General features: G+C 40.3%; 1 protein-coding gene. It reads left to right on the top strand.

Features of this window, described 5'->3' with window-relative positions:
- Positions 1 to 811, top strand: an 811-nt coding sequence (locus AC1DG9_RS27460) for a hypothetical protein (RefSeq protein ID WP_477635747.1), incomplete at both ends; no start/stop codon positions are given.

Below are 811 nucleotides of genomic sequence, written 5' to 3'. Positions count from 1 at the left end.
TGTTAGATTAGATGAGGCTAACGATGCGGGATGGGTTAACCTACAATGGGAAAAGGGAGATGTTGCCACATCGTATGAAGCCTACATCCCATTAGCATATTCGATAGATGGAAAATCATTCTCCGCTAAAGCTCTTGAAGCAGGTAATTCCGTGACTGACCCTGTTGATTCGTTTAATGCGACAAACAAAGGGTGGGTAGAAGTAAATACACTACTAATTTCAGCTATCAAATCAAGGGCTATAAGTTTAAACTTATTTAACCCTAAAAGACTCGATTATAACGGGGATTGGAGTGAAGGAGGGTTTCTTTATGATTATGCTATAAGTAATATAACTGGAAATTTAACCCCAAGTCCAGGATGGATAACAGCGATTACCCGTATGACCAAATTCCCGATTCCAACCCCATATGCATTCGGAGGAATAAATCTCGGAGGAACCGGTAATAGTTCATTTTACAAACGTAGTCCAAGTGAAGGTCTGCCGAATACAGATCACAAATACAACGGTACTTTTAATTCTGGTGATACAAAAACTTATACTTCTGATGCTGATTCAAAATATTTAGGGGTAACGATTAGACGTCCTTTAGATGCTGATTCAGTATGGCAAGGTACTGCACGCGTTAATGAGGGTAGTGTATTACAACCATATGATGTTTTCAAACAGGAAGCCTATGAGATGGCTGGAAGAAGTTTAGCCAGTAGTGGAGGTGGAGGGCAGACATTTGATCAGGACCTAAATAAAGCTGACAGCCCTGAATTTGTTGATTTGTCCGTTTCATCACTTCAAACAGGCGCATTAATTGCC

Source organism: Pedobacter sp. 05L430, from assembly GCF_056397585.1.
This window is presented reverse-complemented; position numbering and strand designations above follow the sequence as displayed.